Source organism: Bradyrhizobium sp. 170 (genome assembly GCF_023101085.1).
In the GTDB taxonomy this organism is placed as follows: Bacteria; Pseudomonadota; Alphaproteobacteria; order Rhizobiales; family Xanthobacteraceae; genus Bradyrhizobium.
In genome coordinates this window covers 9154822-9176202 of the sequence record NZ_CP064703.1, presented here as the reverse complement: position 1 = coordinate 9176202, position 21381 = coordinate 9154822, and the positions used below count along the sequence as shown (strand labels likewise).

The 21381-nt window shown below is 62.5% G+C and carries 22 protein-coding genes and 1 pseudogene; 9 read left to right on the top strand and 14 right to left on the bottom strand.

Annotated features, from left to right (window positions below):
- Positions 1-6: 6 nt before the first annotated feature.
- On the bottom strand, positions 7-558 hold the full coding sequence (gene hslV / locus IVB05_RS43290; RefSeq protein WP_247782326.1) for an ATP-dependent protease subunit HslV: 552 nt from the start codon (positions 556-558) through the stop codon (positions 7-9).
- A gap of 182 nt (positions 559-740) precedes the next feature.
- Between hslV and hisB the strand changes: the two genes are divergently transcribed.
- The 7 genes from hisB to coaA all read left to right on the top strand — a co-directional run bounded on the left by hisB (position 741) and on the right by coaA (position 5457).
- Positions 741-1334: an imidazoleglycerol-phosphate dehydratase HisB gene (gene hisB / locus IVB05_RS43285; RefSeq protein WP_028348312.1), complete on the top strand. Its 594-nt coding sequence runs from the start codon at positions 741-743 to the stop codon at positions 1332-1334.
- Positions 1335-1373: 39 nt separating this feature from the next.
- The gene (locus IVB05_RS43280) at positions 1374-1907 is read left to right on the top strand and encodes a DUF2628 domain-containing protein (protein ID WP_247782325.1); all 534 of its coding nucleotides are present in this window, start codon (positions 1374-1376) and stop codon (positions 1905-1907) included.
- Positions 1904-2554 carry an imidazole glycerol phosphate synthase subunit HisH gene (hisH, locus tag IVB05_RS43275; protein WP_247782322.1) on the top strand — a complete coding sequence of 217 codons (651 nt, stop codon included), beginning with the start codon at positions 1904-1906 and terminating at the stop codon, positions 2552-2554. The genes IVB05_RS43280 and hisH overlap by 4 nt, the downstream gene beginning before the upstream one ends.
- Positions 2542-3291 (top strand): 1-(5-phosphoribosyl)-5-[(5-phosphoribosylamino)methylideneamino]imidazole-4-carboxamide isomerase, encoded by a 750-nt coding sequence (gene hisA, locus IVB05_RS43270; RefSeq protein ID WP_247782319.1) that lies wholly within the window; start codon positions 2542-2544, stop codon positions 3289-3291. Before hisH ends, hisA begins: the two co-directional genes overlap by 13 nt.
- Positions 3292-3301: 10 nt before the next feature.
- Positions 3302-4078 (top strand): imidazole glycerol phosphate synthase subunit HisF, encoded by a 777-nt coding sequence (gene hisF, locus IVB05_RS43265; RefSeq protein WP_247782318.1) that lies wholly within the window; start codon positions 3302-3304, stop codon positions 4076-4078.
- An 83-nt stretch (positions 4079-4161) separates the two neighbouring features.
- Complete coding sequence (locus tag IVB05_RS43260) at positions 4162-4485, top strand: phosphoribosyl-ATP diphosphatase (protein WP_214488182.1); 324 nt, start codon at positions 4162-4164, stop codon at positions 4483-4485.
- A gap of 15 nt (positions 4486-4500) precedes the next feature.
- A complete protein-coding gene (coaA, locus tag IVB05_RS43255) occupies positions 4501-5457 on the top strand; it encodes a type I pantothenate kinase (protein WP_247782317.1) in 957 nt (318 codons plus the stop codon).
- Positions 5458-5583: 126 nt separating this feature from the next.
- Here coaA and IVB05_RS43250 read toward each other — a convergent pair whose 3' ends face one another.
- Positions 5584-7818 carry an ATP-binding protein gene (locus IVB05_RS43250; protein ID WP_247782314.1) on the bottom strand — a complete coding sequence of 745 codons (2235 nt, stop codon included), beginning with the start codon at positions 7816-7818 and terminating at the stop codon, positions 5584-5586.
- Positions 7819-8049: 231 nt separating this feature from the next.
- Positions 8050-8448, bottom strand: coding sequence for a hypothetical protein (locus IVB05_RS43245; protein WP_247782312.1), 399 nt, complete (start codon positions 8446-8448; stop codon positions 8050-8052).
- Positions 8449-9395: 947 nt separating this feature from the next.
- Here IVB05_RS43245 and IVB05_RS43240 point away from each other — a divergent pair.
- The gene (locus IVB05_RS43240) at positions 9396-9746 is read left to right on the top strand and encodes a hypothetical protein (RefSeq protein ID WP_247782311.1); all 351 of its coding nucleotides are present in this window, start codon (positions 9396-9398) and stop codon (positions 9744-9746) included.
- Between the two features lie 104 nt (positions 9747-9850).
- Here the strand turns inward: IVB05_RS43240 and IVB05_RS43235 are convergent, their stop codons facing one another.
- The 8 genes and pseudogenes from IVB05_RS43235 to IVB05_RS43635 all read right to left on the bottom strand — a co-directional run bounded on the left by IVB05_RS43235 (position 9851) and on the right by IVB05_RS43635 (position 16161).
- Positions 9851-10570 carry a cytochrome c3 family protein gene (locus tag IVB05_RS43235; protein ID WP_247782310.1) on the bottom strand — a complete coding sequence of 240 codons (720 nt, stop codon included), beginning with the start codon at positions 10568-10570 and terminating at the stop codon, positions 9851-9853.
- Positions 10571-10578: 8 nt separating this feature from the next.
- Entirely contained in the window at positions 10579-11076 is a 498-nt protein-coding gene (locus IVB05_RS43230) for a nitrate reductase cytochrome c-type subunit (protein WP_247782309.1), read from the bottom strand.
- Positions 11049-13544 (bottom strand): periplasmic nitrate reductase subunit alpha, encoded by a 2496-nt coding sequence (gene napA / locus IVB05_RS43225; RefSeq protein ID WP_247782308.1) that lies wholly within the window; start codon positions 13542-13544, stop codon positions 11049-11051. Before napA ends, IVB05_RS43230 begins: the two co-directional genes overlap by 28 nt.
- Positions 13545-13547: 3 nt before the next feature.
- Positions 13548-13811 (bottom strand): chaperone NapD, encoded by a 264-nt coding sequence (locus IVB05_RS43220; protein ID WP_247782303.1) that lies wholly within the window; start codon positions 13809-13811, stop codon positions 13548-13550.
- The gene (locus tag IVB05_RS43215) at positions 13808-14089 is read right to left on the bottom strand and encodes a 4Fe-4S binding protein (RefSeq protein WP_247782302.1); all 282 of its coding nucleotides are present in this window, start codon (positions 14087-14089) and stop codon (positions 13808-13810) included. The genes IVB05_RS43220 and IVB05_RS43215 overlap by 4 nt, the downstream gene beginning before the upstream one ends.
- A 7-nt stretch (positions 14090-14096) precedes the next feature.
- Positions 14097-14300 (bottom strand): nitrate reductase, encoded by a 204-nt coding sequence (locus IVB05_RS43210; RefSeq protein ID WP_247782301.1) that lies wholly within the window; start codon positions 14298-14300, stop codon positions 14097-14099.
- Positions 14301-14558: 258 nt separating this feature from the next.
- Positions 14559-16013: pseudogene (locus tag IVB05_RS43205) on the bottom strand (YifB family Mg chelatase-like AAA ATPase); the annotation flags it as partial.
- 16 nt (positions 16014-16029) lie between these two features.
- Positions 16030-16161 (bottom strand): hypothetical protein, encoded by a 132-nt coding sequence (locus tag IVB05_RS43635; protein WP_256473128.1) that lies wholly within the window; start codon positions 16159-16161, stop codon positions 16030-16032.
- Positions 16162-16574: 413 nt separating this feature from the next.
- Between IVB05_RS43635 and IVB05_RS43200 the strand changes: the two genes are divergently transcribed.
- Positions 16575-16916 carry a DUF3892 domain-containing protein gene (locus tag IVB05_RS43200; protein ID WP_247782300.1) on the top strand — a complete coding sequence of 114 codons (342 nt, stop codon included), beginning with the start codon at positions 16575-16577 and terminating at the stop codon, positions 16914-16916.
- Between the two features lie 228 nt (positions 16917-17144).
- On the opposite strand, the gene IVB05_RS43195 is transcribed toward IVB05_RS43200, so the two are convergent.
- From IVB05_RS43195 to IVB05_RS43185, 3 genes are all read right to left on the bottom strand, one after another.
- Entirely contained in the window at positions 17145-17714 is a 570-nt protein-coding gene (locus IVB05_RS43195) for a hypothetical protein (RefSeq protein ID WP_247782299.1), read from the bottom strand.
- Positions 17715-18385: 671 nt separating this feature from the next.
- Positions 18386-19330 carry a ParB N-terminal domain-containing protein gene (locus IVB05_RS43190; RefSeq protein ID WP_247782298.1) on the bottom strand — a complete coding sequence of 315 codons (945 nt, stop codon included), beginning with the start codon at positions 19328-19330 and terminating at the stop codon, positions 18386-18388.
- An 18-nt stretch (positions 19331-19348) separates the two neighbouring features.
- The gene (locus IVB05_RS43185; RefSeq protein WP_247782297.1) at positions 19349-20989 is read right to left on the bottom strand and encodes a recombinase family protein; all 1641 of its coding nucleotides are present in this window, start codon (positions 20987-20989) and stop codon (positions 19349-19351) included.
- Positions 20990-21381: the final 392 nt, after the last annotated feature.

Below are 21381 nucleotides of genomic sequence, written 5' to 3'. Positions count from 1 at the left end.
TGCGTCCTACAGCGTTTCGATCGTGACGTTCCGGTTCGTGTAGACGCAGATGTCGGCGGCGATATCGAGCGCGCGGCGCACGATGGTTTCGGCGTCCTTGTCGGTGTCGACAAGCGCCCGGGCGGCCGCCAACGCGTAATTGCCGCCGGAGCCGATCGCCATCACGCCCGATTCCGGCTCCAGCACGTCGCCGGTCCCGGTCAGGACCAGCGACACATCCTTGTCGGCGACGATCATCATCGCTTCCAGGCGGCGCAGATAGCGGTCGGTCCGCCAGTCCTTGGCGAGTTCGACCGCCGCCCGGGTCAGTTGCCCGGGATACTGCTCGAGCTTGCTTTCCAGCCGCTCGAACAGGGTGAAGGCATCGGCGGTGGCCCCGGCAAAGCCGCCGATCACGTCGCCCTTGCCGATCTTGCGGACCTTTTTGGCGTTGGCCTTGATGACGGTCTGGCCGATCGAGACCTGGCCGTCGCCGCCGATTACCACCTTGCCGCCCTTGCGAACCGTCAAAATCGTCGTGCCGTGCCAGATCGGCAGGCTGTTTTCAGATGCTTGCATGAATTGCCCTCGTTCCCATCAGATTTAGGGGCTGGCGGGGAGGGTTACAATCGCGGCCGGGATTCCGGTCACCATAGGTCGAAGTTCAGCCTCCAAAAGCGTCATCCCGCAGTAGCGAAGGCTGGATCGGCCTGTTAAAAGGGCCGCGTTTTCGGCCCCCAGGCCCAAGGGAAGCAGTTTTCATGCGCACAGCGTCCATCAAGCGCAAGACCAAGGAAACCGACATCGAGGTCGCGGTGAACCTCGATGGCACGGGAGTGTCAAAGGTTTCGACCGGTATCGGCTTTTTCGACCATATGCTCGATCTGCTGGCCCGGCATTCGCGCATCGACATCACCGTGAAGGCCGATGGCGACCTCCATGTCGATCACCACCACACCACCGAGGACGTCGGCATCGCACTGGGACAGGCCGTGAAGCAGGCGCTCGGCACCATGGCCGGCATCACCCGCTATGCCTCGATCCACATGCCGATGGACGAAACGCTGTCGCGCGTCGTAATCGACATTTCGGGCCGGCCGGTGCTGGTGTTCAAGGTCGATTTTCCGCGCGACAAGGTAGGTCAGTTCGATACCGAGCTGGTGCGCGAATGGTTCAACGCCTTCACCATCAACGCCGGCGTGACTTTGCACGTCGAGACCTTATATGGCGAGAACAGCCATCATATCGCCGAATCCTGTTTCAAGGGTCTGGCGAGGGCGCTTCGTGCCGCGGTTGCGATCGATCCGCGCGCGGCAGGCGAAGTGCCTTCCACCAAGGGTCAGCTCGGCGGCTGATTTCTTGTTTGCGTTTTTTGTTCGCGGCGGAGAGGTTCGATGCCGGTCTACACAGTGCATGCTCCCGTAGCCAACGCCGCCGATCTCGCGGCGGCCGACAAGTTCGTCTTTGTGCGTGACGGCTTCCATTTCTGGGCCGCGGTCGCGAGCGTGATCTGGCTGTTGTGGCATCGGCTGTGGCTGGCGCTGATCGGCTGGATCGTTCTGATGATAGCCATCCAGTTCGGGATGTCGGCGCTGGGCGCCAGCCGTGGCACAATCTTCGTAGTTGATGTCCTGATTGCGATCCTGATGGGCCTCGAAGCGGCCAGCCTGCGGCGCTGGACGCTGTCGCGGCGCAAATGGCGCCAGCTCGACATCGTGGTCGCCGACGACGAGGAAACGGCCGAGCGCCGCTTCTTCGATCGCTGGACCGGGCGGCAGCGCGGGCTCAGCAACGACCAATGGGCGGTCGATCGCGGCGGGCCGCCGCCGACCCGCAACATTCCGGGCCAGCCGTTCTCCAAACCGCCGCCGCCATTGCCGCAAGGCGGGATCATCGGCCTGTTTCCGGAACCGGGAGGGCCGCGATGAGCGTTGCGATCATCGATTACGGTTCCGGCAATCTTCACTCGGCGGCAAAGGCCTTCGAGCTTGCCTCGCGGAGCATGCAAGATCCGCAGAAGATCATGGTGACGCGCGATCCCGAAGCCGTATATCGCGCCGATCGCATCGTGCTGCCGGGCGTCGGCGCGTTCGCTGATTGCCGACGGGGTCTCGATGCGGTCGACGGTATGCTGGAAGCGATGACGGAAGCGGTGCGCGTCAAGGCGCGGCCATTCTTTGGCATCTGCGTCGGCATGCAGCTGATGGCCACGCGCGGCAAGGAGCATGTCGTAACCGAGGGCTTCAACTGGATCGAGGGCGACGTCGAGAAGATCGCGCCGCGTGAGGAAAATCTGAAAATTCCGCACATGGGCTGGAACACGCTCGACATGATCCGCGAGCATCCGGTGCTGGAGCGGTTGCCGCTCGGGCCGAAGGGACGCCATGCCTATTTCGTGCACTCCTATCATCTCAATGCCTCCAACGAGGCCGACGTGCTGGCGCGCGCCGATTACGGCGGGCCGGTGACGGCGATCGTGGGCAAGGACACCGCGATCGGCACGCAGTTTCACCCCGAGAAGAGCCAGCGCTTCGGCCTGGCCCTGATCTCGAATTTCCTGAAGTGGAAGCCGTGATTCTCTTTCCCGCCGTCGACCTGAAAAACGGCCAGTGCGTGCGCCTCGAACAGGGCGACATGGCGCGCGCGACCGTGTTCAACCTCGATCCTGCGGCGCAGGCGCGGTCTTTCGCCGAGCAGGGATTCGAATATCTGCATGTCGTCGATCTCGACGGCGCCTTTGCCGGCAAGCCGATGAATGCGCTTGCGGTCGAGGCGATGCTCAAGGCCGTCACCATGCCGGTGCAGCTCGGCGGCGGCATTCGCGATCTCAAGACCGTGGAATCCTGGCTCGACAAGGGCATCGCGCGCGTCATCATCGGCACTGCCGCGGTGCGCGATCCCGAGCTCGTGAAGAGCGCCGCGAAAAAATTCCCCGGCCGCGTCGCGGTCGGTCTCGACGCCCGCGACGGCAAGGTTGCGGTGGAAGGCTGGGCCGAGACCTCGCAGGTGACCGCGCTCGAAATCGCACAGCGCTTCGAGGATGCCGGCGTCGCCGCGATCATCTTTACCGACATCGCCCGCGACGGCCTGCTGAAGGGCCTCAACCTCGATGCGACGATTGCGCTCGCCGATCGCATCTCGATCCCCGTCATCGCCTCCGGCGGTTTTGCATCCATTGAGGACGTCAAGGCGCTGCTCTTGCCGCGCGCCAAAAAGCTCGCCGGCGCCATCGCCGGCCGCGCGCTCTATGATGGCCGGCTCGATCCCGCCGCCGCGCTGACGCTGATCCGCAACGCGCGCGCCGCGGCGTAGGAGTACTATCATGTTCAAGGTCCGCGTGATCCCCTGTCTCGACGTGAAAGACGGCCGGGTGGTCAAGGGCGTCAATTTCGTCGACTTGCGCGATGCCGGCGATCCGGTGGAAGCGGCGATTGCGTATGATGCGGCCGGCGCCGACGAATTGTGCTTCCTCGACATTACCGCGACCCACGAAAACCGCGGCACCATGCTGGATGTCGTCCGCCGCACGGCGGAAGCCTGCTTCATGCCGCTGACGGTCGGCGGCGGGGTCCGCACCATCGAGGACATCAAGACGCTGCTGCGGTACGGTGCCGACAAGGTCTCGATCAATTCCGCGGCCGTCTCCAACCGCGAATTCGTCAAGCAGGCGGCCGAAAAATTCGGCGAGCAGTGCATCGTGGTCGCGATCGACGCCAAGCGGGTCAAGCGCGCCGGCGGCGGTGAGCGCTGGGAGATCTTCACCCATGGCGGGCGCAACTCCACCGGGATCGACGCCATCGAATACGCGCAGGAAGTGGTATCGCTCGGCGCCGGCGAAATCCTGCTGACGTCAATGGACCGCGACGGCACCCGGCAAGGGTTCGACCTGCCGCTGACGCAGGCCATCGCCGACAGTGTCCCCGTACCGGTCATCGCCTCCGGCGGCGTCGGCAATCTCGACCACCTGGTCGACGGCATCCGCCAGGGCCACGCCACGGCGGTGCTGGCAGCCTCGATATTCCACTTCGGCGAATTTACCATACGCCAAGCCAAGGAGCACATGGTGCGCGCCGGGCTGCCAATGCGGCTCGATCCCTGACGACTCCCCGTCACAAAAGTGCTAAGTCCTTGATCGGGACGGCGTCGCGGCCTTTGGCCCGGCGCGAGTGTTGAGTTCGGTTGATGTCGCGTTTCACGATCCATGATCTGGCCGCCACCATCGATGCACGGGCTGCATCGGGAGGAGAGGCGTCCTACACCCGCAAATTGCTCGACAAGGGCGCGGAGCATTGCGCCAAGAAACTTGGCGAGGAGGCGGTCGAGACCGTGATCGCGGCCGTCGAGAACGATCGGGACCACCTGATCGCCGAAAGCGCCGACCTGCTGTTTCACCTGCTGGTGCTGTTGAAGGCGCGCGGCGTCAAGCTCGACGAGGTCGAGGCCGCGCTGGCGCAGCGGACGTCGATGTCCGGGCTCGAGGAAAAGGCGTCGCGCAAGCGCGACTGACCGAAGGGGCAGTTCATGGATATCCGGACCACCGAACAGCAATACAATCCCTACCGTATCTTCACGCGTGAGCAGTGGGCGCGGTTGCGCGACGATACGCCGATGACGCTGGAGCCGGGCGAATTCGAGCGGCTGCGTTCGATGCACGATCGCCTCGACATGCTGGAGGTCGAGGACATCTACCTGCCGCTGTCGCGGCTGTTGTCGATCTATGTCGACGCCACCCATCGGCTTTATCAGGCGCAGCGCCAGTTCCTCGACATCCGCGACCGCAAGGTGCCCTACATCATCGGCGTCGCCGGGTCGGTCGCGGTCGGCAAATCGACCACCGCGCGCGTGCTGCAGGCGTTGCTTGCGCGCTGGTCGCCGCGGCCCAAGGTGGATCTCGTGACGACCGACGGCTTTCTGTTTCCCAACGCCGTGCTCGAGCGGCAGGGCCTGATGCAGAAAAAGGGCTTTCCCGAGAGCTACGATCTGCCGATGCTGCTGTCGTTTCTCTCCGACATCAAGGCCGGCCGCCGGCCGGTGCGCGCGCCGGTCTATTCGCATCTGGTCTACGACATCGTGCCGAACGAGTGGATCGAGGTCGACCGCCCGGACATCCTGATCGTCGAGGGCGTCAACGTGCTGCAGACCGGCCGCCTGCCGCGCGACGGCAAGGCAGTGCCCGTGGTGTCCGACTTCTTCGACTTCTCGGTCTATATCGACGCCGAGGAATCGGTGCTGCGCGAATGGTATGTGCGGCGCTTCCTCGCGCTCAGGGATACCGCGTTCCACGATCCCAAATCGTACTTCCATCGCTATGCAGTCTTGTCTGACGAGGAGGCCACGGCGACCGCGATCGCGATCTGGGAGCGCACCAACCTCGCCAATCTCGAGGACAATATTTTGCCGACCCGGCCGCGCGCGACGCTGATCCTGAAAAAGCGCGCCGATCATTTGGTTGAGACGGTGGCGCTGCGGCGGCTGTAGTCTTGTAGGGTGGGCAAAGGCGCTCTTGCGCCGTGCCCACCATCTGTCCTCAATCGCTGAATGGTGGGCACGCTTCGCTTTGCCCACCCTACGAATTCTGCGTTTGCGGTGACGATTTTTGCTACCTCACGCCGCGATGTGCCTGGACGCGACGAGGCCGGCGAGTGCTTCGGCGAGTTTTTCGCGGTCGAGCGGTTTGATCAAAAATCCGTCCATGCCGGCCTCGAAGCAGGCGTAGCGGTCTTCCACCAGCGTGTTGGCGGTGAGCGCGAGGATCGGCGTCCGGCCGCCCGGCTCGCCGGCCTCGAGGGTGCGAATCCGCTTGGTGGTTTCGATGCCGTTGAGCTGCGGCATCTGGATGTCCATCAGGACGAGATCATAGGGGGTCCCTGCGGCTTTTGCCGACAGCCAGGACTCCAGCGCTTCGGCGCCGTTGGTGGTGATGACGGCGTGATGGCCGAGCCGGCCGAGCAGCGAGCGGATCAGCAGCGCATTGATCTGATTGTCCTCTGCCACCAGGATCGACAGGCCCTTGGCCGACGCCGCGGCTGATGTCTCGATCGGGTCAATGGCCGGCTCGAGGCTCGGCGCGGCCACTTCCGGTGCGGTCGTCAGGCGGGCCGCGAGCGAAGCCGCGCGCAACGGCTTGACCAGATAGCCAGTGAGGGCGGAGGTGGCGGATGGCTGCAATTCCTGCCGCGTCGCCGGCGTGAACATCACGATCCGCTGCGTGGCATGCAGGCGCGCGGCTTCGCCGAGCCGTTCGATATCGGCCAGCCCCAGCGCGTGATCGATCAGCACGGCGTGCCAGGGCCGCTCGGGCAGCAGGGCCTCGGCGACATCGGCGTCCGATACCATGCAGGTCTGCCCGCCCCAGCGCTGCAGCCGCCGCGCGGTCAGCGAGGCTTCGATGCTCTGCGGCGAGACCAGCATGATCGACTGGCCGGAGAGATCCGGCGCGGCGAAAGAGATTTGTTCGCCGTCGGCGGCGGCGAGCGGGATAGACACTTCGAATGTCGCGCCGGCGCCCGGCTGGCTCTCCAGCGTGATGCGGCCGCCCATGCGCTTGACGATGCGGTCGGAGATGCTCAGGCCGAGGCCAGTTCCGCCATAGCTGCGCGCGATCTTGTCATCGGCCTGCTCGAACTCGCGAAAGATTCGCTCGCGCGCCTCGGGCGCGATGCCGATGCCGGTGTCGCGGACCAGGAAACTGATTTCATTGGGCCAGATGCCGGGTTCGACGATCAGGGCGACGCCGCCGGTCGAGGTGAACTTGATGGCATTGCCGGCGAGATTGAGCAGCACCTGCCGCAACCGCGCCGCGTCGCCGATCACGTGCATCGGCAGCCGCTCGTCGACATAGGCGGCGATCTCGATCTTCTTGGCCTCCGCGCGCGGCGCCAGCAATTCGGTGATGTCCTCGATCATGCCCGACAGCGCGAACGGGCGATGTTCGAGATCGATCTTGCCGGCCTCGATCTTGGAATAGTCCAGCAGCTCCTCGATCAGCGAGAGCAGCGCGTCGCCGGAAGTCTTCACCGCCTTGACATAGGTCGCCTGTTCCGGCGTCAGCGGCGTATCCATCAACAGCCCGCTCATGCCGATGATGCCGTTGAGCGGCGTGCGGATTTCATGGCTCGCCATCGCAAGGAAGCGCGACTTGGCGCGGCTTGCCGCATCCGCCTGGTCGCGGGCCTCGGCCAGCGCGCGCTCGCTTTCGGTGCGATCGGTAACGTCGCGGCCGACGCTTTGCATTTCCGCCGGTCCCCCGGCGTCGTTGCGGACGAGGCCCTCGCGCCACGCAATCCAGCGCGGGCCGAGCGGACCTGTGATCCGCTGGTCGTGAACGCGGGTGCCGTTCGGTTCGAGCGCGGTGTCGCCCTGTTCGAGAACTTCAAGCGCGAAGCGCGTGCCGATCAGCGGACCGCTCGGCATTTGCGCGAGTTCGCAATAGGCATCGTTGGCATAGGTGATGCGGCCCTCGGCGTCGCGCAGCACGATCAGATCGCCCTGCGATTCGAACAAGCGGCGGGCGCGCTGCTCGGCTTCCTGCAATTCCCAGTTCCGGTCGGCCAGCGCTTCATTGTGCAGGGCGACGTTGCGCATCTTCTTGCGCATCAGGCGGAGCCGGACGCTGAAAGTGGCGAGCGCGACGCAGGCGAGAGCAAACAGGAAAGCGACGCCGATCGCAAAGGCGTGCGGGTCATAGCCGGAATTTTCCGTCTTGCTTCCGGCAATAAATCCATAGGCGGCGCCGAACACGATCGAGAAGATCATGAAGGAGCGCAGCGTGAAGGTCAGCCAGGGATGCCGGCGACCGAAACGGCGAAAGCGAAGTTTGATCCGGAAAGTCCGTCCCATCGCCAATGACCCTGAGATTGCTGCCTGAACTGAACCGGCCTGCTTCGCCGCCCCTCTGGGGCACACGATGCGTTGCCGACGTTGCAAAGTGCTTGAGGCTCCCAGCGCGCAACGGCCGCGATGAGAACAGGGTAAATGAAACCTTAACCGAGCATGGTCCGAAAAAAGCGGGAACCGGTTTTCCCTCGCGACAAACGCGGTACGCGTTTGCGCGGAGACCATGATCAAACCTTAAAGTAACGCCGCTTCGACGCGGTGGCGCTCGCTGCGGGCGCCGACGATCAGGGCTGCGGCATCGAGCAGCGAAAAGCTCTTCGAGGACACGAAGATCCGGTAGTCGGCCGGGCCATCCCGGGAAAGATAGATGACGGGATCGGAGGGCGAGGGATTGCGGGAGATCGCGACCAGCCGCGGCGGGGCGTTGCTCTCGCAGGCGCCGGCTTCGGCCGTATCGATGTCGTCGATCACGGTGAAGTCGGCCGCTTGCGCGTCGTCGGAGATCTGGACCCGCACCGTGGCGTGGGAGGGATCGTCGATGCAGGCTCTGGGCCCTGCCAAAAACTCGCCGCGCGCGAACAGGGCGGCAATCGCCAGCGGAATAACCGAGGCCAGGATCTTCAAACGCAACATGACACGCTACCCACTCACCATAAGCCCGCGACAGGCGGCTTATGGTTGGCAGAGGGTAAAGGAAACTAGTTACCGCGGTGTTGACGCCGGTTGTTTTTTGTTGGCTCGGCATCTTCAGTGCGAGTGGGGTGAAGCGAGCCGAGGTTGCAGCCACAAGGGAGGCCGTCATGCCCAGCGAAGACGGAGTATCTAGTACGCTGCGGCCCATCCGCGTCATTGCGAGCGAAGCGAAGCAATCCATTCTTTCTTTGTGCCGGGGCATGGATTGCTTCGCTTCGCTCGCAATGACGGCGGGATACAGTTTCGCGATCTCGCGGCGCATTCCGCCCGAGCCCAGCATCTTCGTTTGGCCCTCCAGAAGTTAGAGGGCGCAGGGAAGACCGGGTGCTTGCTGCACCCGCGGTCTCGCGTGCGATTTGCGCAAACAAAACTGCACACGAGCATACAGGGCAGCGGGAGCATTCCGGCCTTCCCTGCGCAATGGCTTTACGGCTTACTTCGTGCTCTTCCCGGAGAACGGCTCTTTTGCCTCCGTCGTCGGCGGGACACTTCCCGCCAACTTAGCGCCAGCACCGCGGCGCCCGAACCACACGACTTCGCCGTACGCCTCACGTCACGTACGTCGTCATGACATCAGCGTCCATCGCATCTCACCGCGCGTTCGTGACGATGGCCAACGCCCCTCATCTGCAGCGAGACGAGCGGAGTTATGCTGCTGATTTGGGCGAGAACGAAAGCAGAATATTTTTGATCCTTATCGGTTCTTGCGCTTGACATGATTTCGGAAAATCAGAAGTGATTCGCCCGTCGTGTCGGTTTGCCGCAGTTGCTGCATAAAATTGCCCTTGTAGGCGAGGCAAATCAGCTTGCGGCGTCACGGACACGACGCAAGCAGGTTTGCCAACGGCGCGCGTCCACAGATGGATTGACCAAGGAAGGGTTGCGTCATGCGAAAATTTTTGGGGCTCGCCGTCACGATTGTCTGCGCCACAATCTCCACCGCAGATTCCGCGTCGGCCAAGAAGATGAAGCAAGTGCTCGAGGCGAAGATGGCCTGCGCCAAGGCCAGATCCGATCTGACTATCGGGCCAAAATTCCTATCGCATGTGAAGCGCATGTGCGAGGGCAAGACGGAGTGTAGCGTCGGGCCAGGTGAGTTGTTCGCGGCCGAAGACATGGAGCGCTGGGGATGCAACAAGGGATTCTTCGTTCTCGTCAACTGCGGCGGCAGTGACAAGCAGCAGTATCCTTCCGACAACGTGAAACAGAAGATCGACGTGTTTTGCGACGCGCCATAGCCGCGATCGGCCTGCCCGGACGTCGTGCCGGCGCGATTGGACACGCCGCCGCAAACCCCCGGCCGACAGGAACTTGTCTGAGCTCCGCCATTTATACCGTCGGGCTAATCACGGGAGGTGCCGATGGGGGGCCGCCCGTCGACAGTGGTTGCGGCGAGGTAGCGTGCCAGCTCCGCCCGGGGATCCCCGCGAAAGCTCTGGCGATCCCGTTGTTCGGGCGGCGCCTGCCAGCCCGGCTCGATGCCGGTCATATCGGGCAGCTCGTGGGCGATACCCTTGTGACAGTCGATGCAGGTCTTTTCCTTCGTGACGAGAAACTTGGCGTGGATGTCAGCAGCGCGCCGCGTCTGCTTGTTGAAGTCCATCGCCGCTGAGGAGTGGCAGTTGCGGCACTCAAGGGAATCGTTGGCCTTCAGCCTCGCCCATTCGTGCTTGGCGAGTTCGAGCCGGTGATCCAGGAACTTCTGCCTGGTATCGATCACGCCGAAGATCTTCCCCCAGACTTCCTTGGACGCCTGCATCTTGCGGGCGATCTTGTCGGTCCAGTCGTGCGGAACGTGGCAGTCGGGGCACGTCGCGCGGACGCCCGAGCGGTTCGTGAAATGGGGGGTGCGCTGCAACTCCTGAAACACGTTGGCGCGCATTTCGTGACAGGAGGTGCAGAACTTCTCGGTGTTGGTGACCTCCAGCGCGGTGTTGAAGGCGCCCCAGAACAGCACGCCGCAGACGAAGCCTCCAAGCGCGAGAAACCCAAGGCTCAAATGCGCGCTTGGACGGCTGGCTATCTGCCAGAACCAGATCAGGAGTGCCTTGAGCCGCTGCATCGACGCTCTCACTTCTTCTCGGGGTCGACGAGCAGCATGTCCTTGAACGTGCTCGGAACGAGCGGCTGTGCATCATTCTGCTGGACGTGGCACGCGGTGCAAAAATATCGGCGGGGCGTGACGTCGGCGAGAACCTGGCCGTCGCGGTCCATGAAGTGGGTGACGCTGATCATCGGCGCACCCGAGCCTTCCGTGAACTGCCGGCGATGACAGTCGAGGCAACGATTGGTCTTCAGCGTGAGCTGATAATTATCGATGGAATGCGGGATAATCGGCGGCTGCTCCGGATAGTTGCGCATCAGCCGCTTGTCATCCGTGATCGGCCGCGCCAAAGGCGGCGCCGGCACATCTCCCATCGGCGCCGCGGCCCCCGTCACCCGCGGCACGATCTGCGGCGCGTTTTGCGCGTAGATCGCACCGCAGACGAACACCAGCAGGCCGCCGAGCAGCGCGCCCGCTACGGGACTTCGAAATCTCTTCAGACCGGGATGATCTTGACCGCGCATTTCTTGAAGTCCGTCTGCTTGGAAATGGGATCGGTTGCGTCCAGCGTCACCTTGTTGATGAGCTGGCTGGCATCGAACCAGGGAACGAAGACGACACCGCGCGGCATCCGGTTGCGCCCCTTGGTGTCGACCCGGGTTCGGATTTCGCCGCGCCGCGACACCACCCGGACCTCGGCGCCCTGGTTGATGCCTCTGGCGTAAGCGTCCTCGGCATGCATGAAGACTTGGGCGCCGGGATAGGCCTTGTAGAGTTCCGGCACCCGCATGGTCATGGAGCCGGAGTGCCAATGTTCGAGCACGCGGCCGGTGACCAGCCAGATGTCGAACTCCTTGTCCGGAGATTCCGCCGGTGGCTCATAGGGCACCGCAATGATCCGCGCGCGCCCGTCCTTGTTGCCGTAGAAATCGACGCCCTTGCCCGGCTTGACGTAGGGGTCGAGGCCTTCCCGGTAGCGCCACTTCGTTTCCTTGCCGTCGACGACCGGCCAGCGCAATCCCCGTACGTCGTGATAGGTGTCGAAGGGCGCGAGGTCGTGTCCATGGCCACGGCCGAATTCGGCGTACTCCTCGAACAGACCCTTCTGCACGTAGAACCCGAAAGCCTTGGCCTCCTGGTTTTCGTACTCGGCGGGGATTTCAGTGGTTGCGTACTTGTCGACCTTGCCGTTCCGGAACAACGCGTCGAATAGCGTCTTGCCGCGATAGTTGGGGTTGGCATCCAGGAGCTGCGCCGGCCACACTTCGTCGGTGGTGAACCGCTTCGAAAATTCCATCATCTGCCAAAGGTCGGAGCGCGCTTCGCCGGGAGCGTCGACGAGCTGTCGCCACACATGGGTGCGGCGCTCCGCGTTGCCAAACATGCCTTCCTTTTCGACCCACATCGCCGCGGGAAGAACGAGGTCGGCGGCCATCGCGGTGACGGTCGGGTAGGCATCGGAGACGACGATGAAGTTTTCCGGATTCCGGTAACCCGGATAGGTCTCGCGGGAGCTGTTCGGAGCGGCCTGCAGGTTGTTGTTGACCTGGATCCAGTAGAAATTCAGCTTGCCGTCGCGAAGCATCCGGTCGTGTTCGACCGCGTGGTAACCCGGCTTGTCCGGAATGATGCCGTGCGGGACGCGCCAGATTTCCTCGGTGTGCTTGCGATGCTCCGGATTGGTGACGGTCATGTCGGCGGGCAGACGATGCGCGAAGGTGCCGACCTCGCGCGCCGTGCCGCAGGCGGATGGCTGCCCCGTCAGCGAGAACGGCGAATTGCCGGGCTCGGAAATCTTTCCCGTCAGCAGATGCAGATTATAGACGAGCTGATTTGCCCATACGCCGCGAACGTGCTGGTTGAAGCCCATCGTCCACAGCGACATCACCTTGCGCTTCGGATCGGCATAGAGCTCGGCGAGCTCCTGCAGGAAGCCGCGTTCGACTCCCGTAAGTTCGGACACCTTCTCGAGCGTGTAGTCCTTTACGAAGGTGGCATAGGCGTCAAAGTCGATCGGCTCAGTCGCGCCTGCGGTCGCCGCGCCTTTGGCTTTGACCTCGAGCGGATGCTCCGGGCGCAATCCGTAGCCGATGTCGACGGTGCCCTTCACGAAGGTGGTGTGGTTCTTGACGAAATCCTGGTTGACCCGCCCGGTCGTGATGATGTGGTTGGCGATGTAGTTCAGGATTGCGAGATCGGTGCCCGGCTTGAACACGATGGGGATGTCGGCGAGATCGGAGCTTCGGTGGGTGAAGGTCGAGAGCACCGCGACCTTGACATGCGGATGGCTCAAGCGCCGGTCGGTGAGACGCGTCCACAGGATCGGATGCATCTCGGCCATGTTCGAGCCCCATAGCACGAACGCGTCCGCGGCTTCGAAGTCATCATAGCAACCCATCGGCTCGTCCATGCCGAAGGTGCGCATGAACGCGTATGCCGCCGACGCCATGCAGTGGCGGGCGTTCGGATCCAGATTGTTGGAGCGAAAGCCGGCCCGCATCAACTTGGTGGCGGCGTAGCCCTCGTAGGCCGTCCATTGTCCCGAGCCGAGCATGCCGAGCGCCGTCGGCCCCTTTTCCTTCAGCGCCGCCTTGGCGCGGGCGGCCATCACGTCGAAGGCCTCGTCCCACGACACCGGCGTCAGTTCGCCGTTCTTGTCGAAGACGCCGCCCTTCTTGCGCAGCAGCGGCGTGGTCAGGCGGTCGCCGCCATACATGATCTTGGAGAGGAAATAGCCCTTGATACAGTTCAGCCCGCGATTGACCTCGGCGAGCGTGTCGCCGTGGGTGGCAACGACCTTGCCTGACTTGACGCCGACCATGACCCCGCATCCGGTGCCGCAGAAGCGGCAGGGGGCCTTCGACCATTTGATCTCCAGCGATCCGATGCCGCCTGCGACCGGCTGCGCCATCGTAGGAACGTTCATGCCGGCGGCTGCCGCGGCGACGGCGGCGGCCTGCGCCTTCAACAATTCGCGTCGCGAGAGTGACATGTTCTAGCCTCCGATATCGGCGAGCCGCTCGACCTGCTCGAACACCATGTTGGCCGACAGGACGCCCGGCCAGGCTGCGATCTCGGCGAGGCGGCTTCCGAGAATTCCGCTCTCGGTCGCCTCCATTACGATGACGATTTTCGACGCGTCGCTTTGATGTATCTCAACTTCGGGCAGCGCAGCGAGCGTGCGCAACACCTCGTCCCGGCGCTGCGGCAAGACGGATATGACCGCGCTCGAAATGTGAATGGTGGCCTCGTCCGTCATGAGGCGTCTCCGCGACGCGCTGCACCCAGCGTGATGGCGTCGCCCGGGCACGCGCCGACGCATTCGCCGCATCCGGTGCAGGCGGCTTCATTGACGAGAGCTTGAGGCGGCAATCCAATTCTGGGAGGGAAACGAATGGCCGAAGCAGGACATACATCGCCGCAGGAGCGGCAGATGATGCCGGCTTCGGCGAGACAGTCGTCGTTGATGATAGCGACCGGTTTGGAGAGGAGCTGGCCGCGAAACAACGCGCGGCGCGAGGGTCCCTGGGTTTCCATGGCGACCTCATCCTCCCGGCGGGCCGGGCGGTCCCAGGATGACCTGGGACATCCAGACGAGGAAGCCATATCCGCCGACGACACCGACGGCGACCACCGGCCAGATGAAGGCTGCGATGATTGCGAAGACGAAAAATTCCGAGCGCCGGCTGGTCGCAGGAGCAGCCCCATGCAACGGCGGGGCATCATGTCTGCCAGACGTGTCGCTCATACAACGACCTGCCACTTCGGAATCGGACATTTGTTGAGCCGGCGGCACGCTCCCGTGCGGTGCCAGTCAACCTGTCATCTGCAATCGGACGGAACGCGCCGCGCCTGCGCCATTGCAGGAAGTATCATTGCGCACCGGCAGCATAGTTGCGCACGGGAAATTCTTCATTGATCTGGATCGAACAAAGAAGGACAAACGCTTGGATCATTTGATGATATTTCGGCGTCCCCTGCGCGAGGCAGGGGCAGCGCGCTGCACCTATGCCGCCCGGCGCAGATATTCTGCGAGCGCGCGATAGGACAGCGCCTCCGCCAGATGCAGCCGGCCGATTTTTTCCGCGCCGTCGAGGTCGGCGAGCGTGCGGGCGACGCGCAGCACGCGGTGATAGCCGCGCGCGGTGAGCTTCATGGTCTCGGCGGCGTCGCGCAAAAGTTTTTGTCCTTGTGCGTCGGGCTGCGCGATCGTTTCCAGAAGCGAAGCCGGCGCCTCGGCATTGGTGCGGATATGCGGCAGGCCGGCCGCCGCATAGCGCGCGAGCTGGAGGTCGCGGGCGGCCGCCACGCGGGCGGCGACTTCCGCGGAGCCTTCGGAAGGCGGCGGCAGGATCAGGTCGGCGGCCGTCACCGCCGGCACCTCGATGCGCAGGTCGATGCGGTCCATCAGCGGGCCGGAGATACGCATCTGGTAATCTGATGTGCAGCGGTCGACCGGTGCGCGCCTGCAGGAATAGCCGGGATCATAGGCATGGCCGCAGCGGCAAGGGTTCATCGCCGCGACCAGCATGAAGCGCGCCGGATAGGTGACGCGGTGGTTGGCGCGGGACACCGAGACCTCGCCGTTTTCCAATGGCTGGCGCAGCGAATCGAGCACGCGCGCATCGAACTCCGGCAATTCGTCGAGGAATAATACGCCCTGGTGTGCGAGCGAGATTTCGCCGGGTTTGGCGCGCATGCCGCCGCCGGTGAGTGCCGCCATGCTGGCCGAATGATGGGGCGCGCGGAACGGCCGCCGTGCCGTCAAGGCGCCGTCGCGGATTTCGCCGGCGACGGACGCAATCATCGAGACTTCCAGAAGTTCTGACGGAGACAGCGGCGGCAGGATCGACGGCAGCCGCGCCGCCAGCATCGATTTGCCGGCGCCGGGCGAGCCGATCATCAGCAGATGATGCCCACCGGCGGCCGCGATCTCGAGTGCGCGCTTGGCGCTTTCCTGGCCCTTGATGTCGCGCAGGTCGAGATGCGACGCCTCCGGCTCGTGCACTTTCGGCTGCGGGCGCGAGAGCACCTGCGTGCCTTTGAAATGGTTGGCGATCTGGATCAGCGACTTTGCCGCGATGATCTGGATATCGGGGCTTGCCCAGGCGGCTTCCGTTCCGCACGCCGCCGGACAGATCAGGCCTTCCTCGCGCGCATTCGCGCCGATCGCGGCCGGCAGCACGCCCGCCACGGGCGCGATCGATCCATCGAGCCCAAGCTCGCCGAGCACAGTAAAGCCGTTGAGCGCATCCGGCGGGATCGCGCCGATCGCGGCCATCAGGCCGAGCGCGATCGGCAAATCGTAATGGCTGCCTTCCTTCGGCAGATCGGCCGGCGCGAGGTTGACGATAATCCGCCGCGCCGGCAGCGCCAGCCCCGAGGCGATCAGTGCCGAACGCACCCGCTCCCGCGCCTCGGACACCGCTTTGTCGGGGAGGCCGACGATGGCAAATGCTGGCTGTCAATGACAACAATCAGGTGAGACGACGGCGGAGCTTCCGAATGATTTCTCGCAGGCTTTCCGCGTATTCTTCGATGATCCGCCGCGCCTCCTCCACCCGCGAGGGCGTGGGCTTTTCTGAAGCGGTATCGTCGGGCCGGTTCATTGCCGGATCGTCCAGCCCCAACCGCGGAGGACGTTGAGCCAAATCAATGGTCGTACGCAGATGGGTCCCCTATCGGGCTATGGGACCCTTTTTGCCTGTCTGGCGCTCGTGACTTCAAAAAAAGACGCCCTAAAGCCGCCGCCGCTGCCCAGCTCGCCGCTGCTGTGCGTGCTTTCAAAAACGGACTTATCCCCCCTTTTCCCCCACATGTGGTGTGAATAGGCGAATTAGCCGACAAGACCTTGACGGAATCGGAATCAACCATCAGGCTTCAAGGAACCAAAACGAACGAAGCCGCCAAACCCTGCCAGGTTCAACGGCTTCTGTAGTTCTGGCCCGCTACTTAACCCGTGAGATGGGCAAAGCGGGGCATTGGTCGTTACGCAACTCCGATAGAATCGGAGATACAGCCGGTGGTCAAGCCTGTCTCACAAGCACAGGCTATTATTATGAACAGCATTACCAAGACCCAGACCGCTCAGATCAACTGCATCAACAAGACTGACCGGTACAATCCTCACGAGCGGATTACGCACATCGGTGGAAACGCCGGTGGCGGATGGAGGATCACGCAAGAAGACGCCATTGTCCTCATAGAGACGCGCCAATGGAGCTTCTGGGTGAAGCCTCCCGGTGCTGATGCCGTTTGGGTCGTCGTCGCCATCAGCCGTTTTGGCAACAAGTATCTCAAGACGGCGTCGGACGGGGAGCAGCCCAATAATTTGCTGTCCCTGCCGGAGTGCCCGAAGGCCTAACGGTGACCTCAGGCTCCCGTTTGGGGTGAGCGCTTGCCGCGTCAGTGGCCATAATCCCGGCCCGACGCGGCCACGCTTTCCACTGAAATCACCGGGTCCCTCGTTCTTCTATGGGACCCTTTTGGCAGGCACCGCTCGCTGCCTTTCAAATTTCGCCCGAGCCCCTTTCGGTCTCACGCGGATTGCGTGAATGCGTTGCTATCCTAAGCAGGTCCGGCTGTCCGGAAATCAGTGCACGATTTGATGCGAATGAAACCTGATAGCTGACGGTGCGTTCTCCGCCTCTACCTGAATTAAGTCTGCACAAAATGCGGCAGCCTTTGACACATGGACACGGCAGCTATTGATCAAGCGGGTTGCTGCGTAAACCGGTAGTCCGACGATCATCGCAACTGGCGACTTGACGATCATCATCACGATAAGCGCCTTCATTGCCACGAAAACCTTCCGCGCGACCTTGGCGCGGATTTCTGGAGGCAGGTCCTCAATAGCGCGGCGCAAGGTGCTCTTCTCGGTCAAATTGTCTTTGCGCAAAATTAGAAGGAGGAGGAAATTGGGCAGCGTTAGGTCATGCGCGAACCGTATGTTCATCTCCAATGATCGGCGAATGTCTCGATAGGCTTGCGATTTGAAGTTCAACTCGCCGTCCGCTGCCATATCAAAGATTTCGTCTCGGACTTCAAACAGCCGTTGACGCGCGTAGTCTGTACAGGCCCACTGCCATGGGCCGTAAACAACAAAAAGGAGTGCTATCAAGACTGCCAAACTGACCAACGCATCTGCTGCGACCACGGTCATTTTTTGTCCTTTGGGTTTGTCTTGCCTTTTGGCGTAAGCCCTGAACTGGAGCGATTGGGGTCCAATCTCGTTTCCAATTCCTTAATCCGGCCCTGCATCTGTTCGACTTTTCGATGTCTAATTATACGCTCCGCGACCGCCCATGTAGTGGCTGCCCCCGCCAGTGCAAACGTCAACGTAAACTTAACGTCAGCAAGCACAGATAGTTCGAGCGCTAACTTTGTGGTCTCCCCGGCCAGAACCTCAAGCGCCCCGTGTCCCAAGTAGACGGCATAAACAGCGCCTGCGACCCGGATCAGCGTTCGGAGGGTTCGGTATCGCTCCTCTACCGTGGCAACGGCAATCCGCTCCTGGGTGCGTGCACTTGGGGGCTTATTCATTCTGAACTGCCATCCACTGACGGCTATCTCTCAGTTCGTGGCTCGCCGAAAGGTATAGCAGCTCAGTTTCCTCTACCTTCAGCAAGGTATTCCTGATTTGCCGCCCTTGTAAACTGGCGCTTTGGCGGGCCCGCCTCGGGAGAGCCATAGGGTCATTGCGGCGTGCCTCGGGCCAAGCCTCGACGGCCGGTCGTTCCCTCCCGCTCATTTACTTTAGGTCCGTTTCGGTCCTAATTGGCAGCCTTCGGAACTGGACTGGGGTGCAATTTGCATGCCCTGTATCTGCACCCCTCAAAGTTCCAAATCATCCGGTGGGTTGTCGATTCGCGCAGCCAATTCTGAGATAAGGTCTTGATGGTCCCCTGCCCATTGTTCGATCAGCGCTCCCGGCAGCCCCTCGGAGAGCCTAAGGAGGGCAAGGGCGGTGACCTCGACATCTTGTAGGAGACCTGCGGCCACATTTGTCCTCCTGATCAAATCAACGACCTCCTGAGCCTTCTTCTCTATCCAGCCCTCCTGATCGAAATCGCTGTCCACCTCATTGCCCTCCCAGAGGTCTCTGGCTTTGCTCCATGTCAGGTCCGGTAATGTCTCCCTGTTGATGTCTTCGCGTTGGTTTAGCTCGCGCCAAACCTTCCGCATGAAGCGCACTTGGCGCAGTGACACGCCAGTTAGTTCGACCACCTGTGCCGCTGTGAGGCCCCCGAGGTCTTCCTTCGTGATCCGCCATGCAGCCGCACTCTTCGCTTGCGTCGTCATCGGTAGCTTGTCTTTGACGTTGCTGGAGAGTGCTCGTACCCGTGCGTGAGTCAGGGTGCCCGCGAAGACTTCCACCGGGATGCCCTTGGTCCATCCCGCGGTGTCGTACGCTGCAAGGCGATGGTGTCCATCAATCACGTAGAACTGCGCGCCCACCTGTAGCACCAAGAGGCGCTCCAGAGGCTTCTCGCCGTCCCTGACTGCCTTGGCGAGAGTGAGGATGTGGTTCTCTCTTGTCCATTGGTCCCTTCGGTGGTCTCCCCGCCACTGAAAAACCTTCTCAGCGATGTGGACCGTGTCGCGTGCCACGTTGGGCCGAGGCGGCCCCTGCGTATTCGGGGCTCGATCAATCTCAGCCTGGAGCTGCTCCGTTGTTTTCCCGCTGTCTGCAGGCAAGCTCACGTCTGCCTTGCGGATGCGGGTAGGCTTGATGTCCCATGCGGGTGCGGTGTTCTTCTTGGTAGCATCGGTCGCCAAAGTGATCGTCCTTGCTTTCTAAGTCGTCTTTTGTTCAGGGAACAGCGCCTGCATCGGCGGTGTCGTCTCTCGCATCTCCGTCCAGTCCATGTGTCGTGTGATGCACAAGATGTCCTGCACCTCATCAGAGTGATGCCAACGTACCCACAGGTGCCCTTGCTGAGGATCAAGCACGATGCGCCGTATGGCGTCCCGCAGTGTCTTGTTGGTCTCCACAACGTCCGTGTTGCCGATGAGTGCTCGCTCCACAGCCTTCAGGCGGTCCTTCACGCTTGCGGTGGTTAAGGTGTCCCTGTGGGCTCTCAGGCTGCGGAGTTCCTTTTGAATGTCCTTCAGTTGCCGTTCCATCTCGGCAAGTCTGCGGCTTGCTGCTGGGCTTCTCTCCTGTGCGGCAAGGTCGGCCAAGTCAAATGTTCGTTGTTCGGCCGCATTAGCGTTGGTCTGTAGAGCCTCAATCTGTTTCTCCAGCGCAGCAGTGCTTTTGCCTCGTGGTGCTTCTTTGACGAGGCGGCGCGCGTTCTCTCTCAACGCCTTCTCAACGGCGTGGTACCGAACGGCCTTGTATTCGCATCCTTCGGCCTTCATGTTCGCCCGTGAACACACGAGGTAGACGTAGTCTCCCTTCGCCACCCTTGTGACCGCGTGCCCACACGTCGCGCAGAACACGATGCCTGACACGATGGACTTCGGCGGTTGTCTGGCGTTGCGGCCTCGGGCCGCCTTGGTGTTGAGCTTGCGGTTCACTCTCCAGTATAGGTCCGCGTCCACCGCAGCAGGAAACAGGTTCTCCACGGGTTCCATGGGTTCATCTCGCCGCGCCCTCGTGGCTTCGTCATGGGTAGTGGTGTGCGGCGTGAATGTGCCGATGGGCGCGGTGCTTGTGAGGACCTTGCGGATGTAGCTGGTTCTCCAGTGGTCGGCGGTCTTCTGTTTGCCACTCCGTCCCCAAGTCGGAACACCGCGCTGATTGAGGTCACGCGCTATGCGCGTAAGCCCGTCGCCCGCGCCCATGCGCTCGAACATTTCACGCACGATGTCCGCTCGCTCCTTGATCAGCGTGTATCGCTTCTCCTCCTCCGACCAGATTATCCACGCGGGCGTTTGGCGCGTGTACGGCTTGCCTTCGGGTCCGTGCTCCGCAAGTCGCTTCTTCTTCCGTGCCTTGGCGTCACCTATCAACTGCGCTTTGCGCGTACTTTCCCGGTTGGCCCTGATCAACTCCAGCACGACGAATAAGATGGCCTCAGGTTCACGTTGGAGGCGTTCCGCTGAGTAGGCTTCACCAGTCGTGAGTGTCACGAGGTTGATGCCGCTTCCAACCAACTGAAGGAACAGTCCCTGTGCAGTGACGATGTCAGCGCGTGAGAGACGGTCCATGTTCTCGATCAGCAGATAGCTACCTCTCTCGACGTAGCCCCTCTCAACGGCCTCCAGAAATCCACCAAGTGCCCCGGTGCGCGCATTCTTCCCTCTGAAGGCGGACACGCCCAAGTCGGTCATCTTCAACTCGGTGTCCAGCGTAAGCCCGTGATCAAGGGCGTATTTGGCCGCCCTCTCGCTCTGCCGCTGCAGGCTGGCTCCAGCGGCTTGCGAAGGTGTCGAGAAACGTACGTAGGAATAAGCCCGCGTCTGGGCCTCGGCTTGCACAGGGGCTTCCATGGGTTCGCCTCAGGCCGTCGCGTCGGCGATCAGGGGTTCCAACACTTCGGCACTGTCCACCCGCCTCCGGGGTGCCTGACGATCCAAAGCGCGCTCAAGACGCTCCCCGAGCGCTTCCAGCGTTGATGTTGCCCGTGCTATGACGCACGCGCGCCGAACGGCCGCTCTGAGGGCCATGAGGGGGATGCGGTCCCGCAATTCCATTGCAATCTCCGTGTGATGCAGCCGTATACTGTTGGCATTCACACTCTGCAATGGCAAACGCCGGCAAGCCGGGTGCGACCTGCACCTGCACGTCGACCGCGCGGGCCTCGATCCCCTCAAAGGCTACCGTAGAAACCCGCGCAACCATGCCTGCCTCTCGTGATACAATCGAAGGTAGCGGGGAACCG

What these genes read in the sequence shown, in the direction of transcription:
- IVB05_RS43260 (WP_214488182.1), top strand. Translation starts at nt 4,162, where the DNA reads ATGTCGCGTTTCACGATCCATGATCTGGCCGCCACCATCGATGCACGG.
- IVB05_RS43250 (WP_247782314.1), bottom strand. Translation starts at nt 7,818, where the DNA reads ATGGGACGGACTTTCCGGATCAAACTTCGCTTTCGCCGTTTCGGTCGC.
- IVB05_RS43220 (WP_247782303.1), bottom strand. Translation starts at nt 13,811, where the DNA reads ATGACGGACGAGGCCACCATTCACATTTCGAGCGCGGTCATATCCGTC.
- IVB05_RS43245 (WP_247782312.1), bottom strand. Translation starts at nt 8,448, where the DNA reads ATGTTGCGTTTGAAGATCCTGGCCTCGGTTATTCCGCTGGCGATTGCC.
- IVB05_RS43195 (WP_247782299.1), bottom strand. Translation starts at nt 17,714, where the DNA reads ATGACCGTGGTCGCAGCAGATGCGTTGGTCAGTTTGGCAGTCTTGATA.
- IVB05_RS43230 (WP_247782309.1), bottom strand. Translation starts at nt 11,076, where the DNA reads ATGCGCGGTCAAGATCATCCCGGTCTGAAGAGATTTCGAAGTCCCGTA.
- hisF (WP_247782318.1), top strand. Translation starts at nt 3,302, where the DNA reads ATGTTCAAGGTCCGCGTGATCCCCTGTCTCGACGTGAAAGACGGCCGG.
- IVB05_RS43280 (WP_247782325.1), top strand. Translation starts at nt 1,374, where the DNA reads ATGCCGGTCTACACAGTGCATGCTCCCGTAGCCAACGCCGCCGATCTC.
- IVB05_RS43215 (WP_247782302.1), bottom strand. Translation starts at nt 14,089, where the DNA reads ATGGAAACCCAGGGACCCTCGCGCCGCGCGTTGTTTCGCGGCCAGCTC.
- hisH (WP_247782322.1), top strand. Translation starts at nt 1,904, where the DNA reads ATGAGCGTTGCGATCATCGATTACGGTTCCGGCAATCTTCACTCGGCG.
- hslV (WP_247782326.1), bottom strand. Translation starts at nt 558, where the DNA reads ATGCAAGCATCTGAAAACAGCCTGCCGATCTGGCACGGCACGACGATT.
- hisB (WP_028348312.1), top strand. Translation starts at nt 741, where the DNA reads ATGCGCACAGCGTCCATCAAGCGCAAGACCAAGGAAACCGACATCGAG.
- IVB05_RS43185 (WP_247782297.1), bottom strand. Translation starts at nt 20,989, where the DNA reads ATGGAAGCCCCTGTGCAAGCCGAGGCCCAGACGCGGGCTTATTCCTAC.
- coaA (WP_247782317.1), top strand. Translation starts at nt 4,501, where the DNA reads ATGGATATCCGGACCACCGAACAGCAATACAATCCCTACCGTATCTTC.
- IVB05_RS43210 (WP_247782301.1), bottom strand. Translation starts at nt 14,300, where the DNA reads ATGAGCGACACGTCTGGCAGACATGATGCCCCGCCGTTGCATGGGGCT.
- IVB05_RS43235 (WP_247782310.1), bottom strand. Translation starts at nt 10,570, where the DNA reads ATGCAGCGGCTCAAGGCACTCCTGATCTGGTTCTGGCAGATAGCCAGC.
- napA (WP_247782308.1), bottom strand. Translation starts at nt 13,544, where the DNA reads ATGTCACTCTCGCGACGCGAATTGTTGAAGGCGCAGGCCGCCGCCGTC.
- IVB05_RS43240 (WP_247782311.1), top strand. Translation starts at nt 9,396, where the DNA reads ATGCGAAAATTTTTGGGGCTCGCCGTCACGATTGTCTGCGCCACAATC.
- IVB05_RS43635 (WP_256473128.1), bottom strand. Translation starts at nt 16,161, where the DNA reads ATGAACCGGCCCGACGATACCGCTTCAGAAAAGCCCACGCCCTCGCGG.